The following is a 6,331-nucleotide window of genomic DNA, read 5'->3' as shown; positions in this document are numbered from 1 at the left end:
CCCCCGCCTCACCCTGCGGCCGGGCTCGTTCCTGCGCGACGACCTCGGCACCGGGTACGACGTCGTCCTGCTGTTCAACATCGTGCACGGGCTGAGCGACGACGAGACGGCCCTGCTGCTGCGCCGTGCCGCGGCGGCGCTCAACCCGGGCGGCACGATCGTGATCGGCGACCAGTTCGCCGACAGCCTCATGCCCGGCCGCGCCAGCCGCACCCTGCTGCGCCTGCTGGACCTGAATTACCTGGTCACGATCGGCGGCCGGGTACGCACCCTGGACGAGGTGGCGGGCCTGCTGCGGGCGGCGGGCTTCCACGGGATCCGGCACCGCCGCCCCCTGGGCTCCCCGGCCACCGAACTGGCCGTCGCCAGGCGGCCTTAGAGCGCCCGTCAGAACCCCATCGCGACCCGCACCTCCTCAAGGGTGCGGACCGCCCGCTCGCGGGCCCGCTCGTTCCCCTCGGCCAGCACCGTCCGGGCGTCGGCCTCGGTGAGCTCCGCCCGCCGTTTCCTGATCGGCCGCAGGAACTCGTTGACCGCCTCCGTGACCACGCGCTTGAGCGTGACCGCGCCGCCGTCGCCGATCTCCGCGGCCAGCTCGCCCGGGTCGCGGCCCAGGCACAGCCCGGCCAGCGTGAGCAGGTTGGCCACCTCGGGCCGGCGCTCCTCGTCGTAGGTGATCAGCCGGTCGGCGTCGGTACGGGCCCCGCGGACGAGGGCGGCCGTCTCGTCCTCCGTCGCCGACAGGGCGATCGCGTTGCCGCGGCTCTTGCTCATCTTGCCGCCGTCGAGCCCCTTCAGCAGCGGCTGCGCGCCCATCATGGCCTCCGGCAGCGGGAAGACCACCCCGTAGCGCTCGTTGAAGCGCCGCGCCACCAGCCGCGCCACCTCCAGATGCGGCAACTGGTCCTTCCCGACGGGCACCAGCGTGCCCTTGCAGAACAGGATGTCGGCCGCCTGGTGCACCGGATACGTGAACATCAGGCCGCTGACGGCCCGCTGCGAGCTGTGCGCGATCTCGTCCTTCACCGTGGGGTTGCGCCCCAGCTCGGCCACCGACACCAGGCTCAGGAACGGCAGCAGGAGCTGGTTCAGCTCGGGGATCGCGCTGTGCTGGAAGATCGTGGCCCTGGCCGGGTCGATGCCGACCGCCAGGTAGTCGAGCAGCAGGTCCGTGGTGTGCCGGCGGATCTCGCCCGGCACGTCACGGTCGGTGATCACCTGGTAGTCGGCGATCAGCACGTACAGGGGATGGCGCTCCTGCAGAGCCACCCGGTTGGCCAGCGAGCCGAAATAGTGGCCGAGATGCAGCCGGCCGGTCGGCCGGTCGCCGGTGAGCACGACGTCGTTCATCGGGTTTCTCTCCTTCGGGATCACGCCGTCCGGGAGAGGAACCACTCGCGTCGCGGGGCCGTCTCGGGGACGGCCCACGCATGGGAAATCAGCGGCCGTCTGCCGGCCGCCACCACATGCGGAAACGAGTCATGCACGAATGGTATCCGATCTCTGTGTCGATTCCGTAACCTCTTCCGCCCGTTCCGCGCGTTCTCCTGCCCCGGCGACCTTGATCTCGCCACTATGGTGCGGTCCCTTTTCCGCCCTCTGGAGAGTTCATGTCTCGACGCACCCTCGCCGGCGGCCTGGCCATAGCCGCGGCGATCACCATCACCGCGTTGCCCGCGACAGCGGAGCAGCGATCGGTGCGCTTCCCCTCGGCGAAGTTCCCGCTGGGCGAACGGCCCGTGCCGACCAAGACGATGACCACCGTGGCGCAGGGCATCGACCTGTACGACGTGAAAGCGGGCACGTCCACCGACGGTTACACGGTCACCGTCCTGATGCCCAACGGCCGCGACGCCGGGTCGCTCACGGCCGCCGAGACCAAGGTCATGGAGGTCGAAGCCGCCGGCGAGACGCCCAGCCTGCAGAAGGTGATCCGGCCCGGCGTGGCCGACGCCCCGTCCCAGACCGTGTACATGGTCCGCGTCGGCCTGTGGCCGTTAAAGGACAAGAAGAAGGCCGACAAGGCGGCCGACGCGCTCAAGGACGCCGGGCTGAAGGTCAAGGTCGACTACCTCGGCGACGACGGCCTCGACACCACCGGCCCGTGGAACGTCAAGGTCGCGATGATCGACGTCAGGACGTTCCGCGGCTCGTACGCCGCCTCGCTCGGCACCAGCGTGGCCAAGCGGGAGACCGTCTCCTCGATGGTCAAGGCCGGCAAGGCGCTGCTCGGCGTCAACGGCGGCTTCTTCAACATCCACACCTCCCCGGCGCTGCGCGGCGAGCCGCTCGGCGCGTCCATCGTGGGCGGCAAGCTGCTCAGCGAGGCGGTCCCCGGCCGGTCCGCGGTCGTGCTGAAGGGCCGTACCGCGAAGATCACCGAGCTGAGCACGACCGTGACCGCGATCTCGCAGGACGGCGAGAAGGCCGAGGTCAACGGCATCAACCGGGCCGTCACGACCGACGAGCTGGTGCTCTACACGGAGGAGTACGGGGCCAAGACCCCCACCGGCGGGACCGACGCCGTCATCGACGCCACCGGCAAGGTCACCGGCCTGCGCGCCTCCGGCGCCGCGGTGAGCGCCGGCACCCGGGTGCTGCACGGCAACGGCGTGGCCGCCGACTGGCTCAACCAGCACGCGTGGCAGGACTGGAAGGTCGTCATCGACACCAAGGTCGTGGACCTGCGCACGAAGCGGGCGCTCCAGCTCACCCCCGAGCTGAACGTGATCGCGGGCGGCGTCGGCCTCGTCCGCAACGGCAAGGTGAAGATCACCGCCAAGCTCGACGGGCACGACTCCATCAACATGATCCTGCGCCGCCACCCGCGCACCCTCCTCGGCACCACCCGCAACGGCAGCCTGATCCTGGCCACCGTGGACGGCCGCCAGCCCGGGGTGACGGTGGGGGCCAACTTCGTCGAGGCGGCCCAGTTCATGCGCTGGATGGGCGCCACCCAGGCGATCAACCTGGACGGCGGCGGCTCCACGGCCATGGTCGTCGGCGGCAAGGTCGTCAACCGGCCCTCCGACGGCGCGGAACGAGCCGTCGGCGACGCCCTCCTCGTCCTGCCCGAGCGCTGAGCGCCGCTCTCTCCTCCCCGCCGTGGTTCCGGCGGGGAGGAGAGAGCTCAGACCCGCCGCGTCCAGTAGCCGAGCTGCTGCCGGGTCGTCCGGGTGGCGGGATGATCGGGACCGAGCACCCGCTCCCTGACCGGCAGCAACTCGGCGCACAGGTCACGCGCCGCCGCCGGGTCCCCCGCCTGCCCCGTCCAGTACGCCAGGTTGGCGCGGGCGGTCAGCGTGTCCGGATGCTCGCGCCCCGAGACCCGCTCACGAACGGGCAGCAGATCGGCGTAGGCGGCCCTGGCCTCCGCCGGGTCGCCCAGCTCCCCGATCCAGCGCGCCAGCTCGTGCCGGATCGTCAACGTGTCGGGATGCTCGAAGCCGAGCACCCGCTCCCGCACCTCGAGCAGCTCCGCGTACATGTCCCTGGCCGCCGCCGCGCCCCCCGCCTGGCCGGTCCAGTACGCCAGGTTGTGCCACGTGATCAGCGTGTCCGGGTGTTCGTGACCGAGCACCCGCTGCCTGACCGGCAGCAGCACGGCGCACAGGTCGCGGGCCGAGGCGGCGTCCCCCGCCTGGCCGGTCCAGAACGCCAGGTTGTGCCGGGTGGTCAAGGTGTCGGGATGCTCGGACCCGGTGGCGTTCCCCCGCCGGACGAGCAGCTCGGCGTACTGGTCGCGGGCCGCGGCCGCGTCGCCGAGCGCCCCTGTCCAGCGGGCCAGCTCGTGCCGCGTGATCAACGTGGACGGATGCTCCGGGCCGAGCACCCGCTCCCTGACCGGCAACAGCGCCGCACACAGGTCACGGGCCGCCACCGGGTCGCCCGCCTGCCCCGTCCACTGGGCCAGGTTCGCCCTGGCCATCAGCGTGTCGGGATGATCGCGGCCCTGCACCCGTTCCCTGATCGGCAGCAGGTCCGCGTACTGGTCGCGGGCCGCCGCCGCGTCGCCCAGCTCACCCGTCCAGCGGGCCAGCTCGTGCCGGATGGTCAGCGTGTCGGGGTGGTCGGGGCCCGACACCCGCCCCCGCACGACGAGCAGTTCCGCGTACATCTCCCTGGCCGCCCGCGCGTCCCCCAGCTCACCCGTCCAGCGCGCCAGCTCGTGCCGGTTGATCAGCGTGGACGGATGCTCCGGGCCCTGGACGCGCGCACGGATGGGCAGCAGCTCCGCGTACCGGTCGCGGGCCGCCACCGGATCACCCGCCTGCCCCGTCCACTGGGCCAGGTTCGCCTGGGTGATGAGGGCGTCGCGGTGCTCGGGGCCGGACACCCGCCTGCGGATCGGGAGCAGCTCCGCGTACTGGTCGCGGGCGGACACCGGGTCGCCGGCCTTCCCCGTCCACTGTGCGAGGCTGTGACGAGTGGTCAGCGTGTCGGGATGCTCGGGGCCGAGCACCCGCTCGTAGATCGGCAGCAACTCCGCGTACTGGTCGCGGGCCGCCGCCGGATCGCCCGCCTCCCCCGTCCACTGCGCCAGGTTCGCCCGGACGGTGAGCGTGACCGGATGGTCGGGGCCGAGCTGCCGCTCGCGCACCGGCAGCAGCGCCGCGTACCGGTCGCGGGCCGCCACCGCGTTGCCCGCCTCCCCGGTCCACTGGGCCAGGTTCGCCCACGCGGTCAGGGTGTCGGGATGGTGCGGGCCCTGCACGCGTTCCCTGATCGGCACCAGGTCGGCGTACATGTCGCGGGCCGCCGCCGCGTCGCCCAGCTCACCCGTCCAGCGGGCCAGCTCGTGCCGGATGGTCAGCGTGTTCGGGTGCTCGCGGCCCTGCACCCGCTCGCGCACCGGCAGCAGCTCGGCGTACATGTCACGGGCCGCCGCCGCGTCGCCCAGCTCACCCGTCCAGCGGGCCAGCTCGTGCCGGATGGTGAGGGTGAGCGGGTGCTCGGGGCCCACCTGACCCCGCCGGAGGGGCAGCAGGTCCGCGTACATGTCGCGGGCCGCCGCCGCGTCGCCCAGCTCACCCGTCCAGCGGGCCAGCTCGTGCCGGGCGGTCAGCGTGGCCGGGTGCTCGGGCCCCAGCCGCGCCGTCAGCGCGTCGCAGATCTCCTGAAACAACGACCTGGCCGTACGGTAGTCGCCGCTCGCCCCCAGGTACCGCGCGGTCTTGTCCATGCCCGGCGAGACCGGGCTCAGCGCGACGAGGATGTGCGGCAGCAACAGCGCGTACCGGGGCCAGGCCGCCGCGTCGGCCGGGTCGTCGGGCAGCACCGACTCCAGGAGCACCGAGGCCGCGTCCCGCCAGCGCTGCTGCTCCTCCGGCGCGAGCTGGTCGAGCGTGACGGCCTGGACCAGGCGGTGCACCGCCACCGTCCCGTCCGCCGGCTGCCCGATCAGGCTGTGGCTGCGCAGCGCGCCGACGGCCGCGTTGATCGACACGGGGTCGCGCGGCAACTCCTGCAACACCGCCATCGCGCTCATCCAGAGCCGGAAGTCGCGCACCAGCCGCATCCGCGAGTTCGGCATCCGCCCGTAGGCCCGCTGCCGCTGCACCTCGGCGGCGAACAACTCCCGCGCCGAACGTCCCGCGAGCCGCGACAGCAGCAGATGGTACGGGATGACCTCGTGCGAGTAGCAGGCCAGCACCCGAAGCAACGCGATCGCCTGCCGGCTGGTCCCCGTCAGATTCCGGAACGCGAGCTGCCAGGTCGTCGTGACCCGCTCCTCATACCCCCACGCCTGCCCCTGCGCGAGCAGCTCGGCCCGCTGGCCGTGCAGCAGATCGAGGTACTCGGCCAGCGTCAGCCCGGTCTCCGCCATGAACGCCGCGGCCTGCTCCAGCGCCAGCGGCAGCGCGCCCAGCTCGGCCACCACGGCCGAGGCCGCCGCCGCGTCCTGCTGCCCCGAACGCGTCAGCACCAGCGCCACCGCCGGCTCCGGCTCCAGCACCGGCAGCTCCAGCCCCTGCTCGCGCGGCCAGTTCCCGGACCGGCTGGTGATCAGCACATGCCCCGGCCCGGCCGGCGGAAGGTACGGACGCAGCGCGTCCGCCTCCGGCGCGTTGTCGAAGATCAGCAGCCACGGCTCGGTACGGGCGGCCAGCGCCGCATGCACCTGGTCCACGGGATCGGCCGCGTCGATCGTCTCCCGTAACCCGAGCAGCGCCGCCAGCCGGGCGTACGCGGCCGACAACACGGCCGGGTCGGCCGCCGGCAGTTGCCAGACGAGCTGGTAGTCGCCCAGGTGGCGGTGGGCGTACTCCAGCGTCAGGCTCGTCTTGCCGACCCCGCCCAGGCCGTGCACGGCGACCACGCACGGCTGGGC

General features: G+C 72.8%; 4 protein-coding genes. 2 read left to right on the top strand and 2 right to left on the bottom strand.

The annotated features are described in order from the left end of the window. On the top strand, positions 1 to 379 hold a 379-nt coding region (locus FAF44_RS51530; RefSeq protein WP_272896197.1), incomplete at its 5' end, for a methyltransferase. Between the two features lie 8 nt (positions 380 to 387). Here the strand turns inward: FAF44_RS51530 and trpS are convergent. Beyond that, positions 388 to 1,350 carry a tryptophan--tRNA ligase gene (gene trpS / locus FAF44_RS51525; protein WP_237110827.1) on the bottom strand — a complete coding sequence of 321 codons (963 nt, stop codon included), beginning with the start codon at positions 1,348 to 1,350 and terminating at the stop codon, positions 388 to 390. A 260-nt stretch (positions 1,351 to 1,610) separates the two neighbouring features. Between trpS and FAF44_RS51520 the strand changes: the two genes are divergently transcribed. Next, positions 1,611 to 3,083 (top strand): phosphodiester glycosidase family protein, encoded by a 1,473-nt coding sequence (locus FAF44_RS51520; RefSeq protein WP_237110826.1) that lies wholly within the window; start codon positions 1,611 to 1,613, stop codon positions 3,081 to 3,083. Between the two features lie 47 nt (positions 3,084 to 3,130). Here the strand turns inward: FAF44_RS51520 and fxsT are convergent. Beyond that, positions 3,131 to 6,331, bottom strand: a 3,201-nt coding sequence (gene fxsT / locus FAF44_RS51515) for an FxSxx-COOH system tetratricopeptide repeat protein (protein ID WP_237110825.1), incomplete at its 5' end; no start/stop codon positions are given.

The organism is Nonomuraea sp. MG754425 (genome assembly GCF_021699195.1).
Classification (GTDB): domain Bacteria; phylum Actinomycetota; class Actinomycetes; order Streptosporangiales; family Streptosporangiaceae; genus Nonomuraea.
This window is presented reverse-complemented; position numbering and strand designations above follow the sequence as displayed.

Excerpts from the sequence above, each read along its gene's own strand:
- trpS (WP_237110827.1), bottom strand. The coding sequence starts at position 1,350 with ATGAACGACGTCGTGCTCACCGGCGACCGGCCGACCGGCCGGCTGCAT.
- FAF44_RS51520 (WP_237110826.1), top strand. The coding sequence starts at position 1,611 with ATGTCTCGACGCACCCTCGCCGGCGGCCTGGCCATAGCCGCGGCGATC.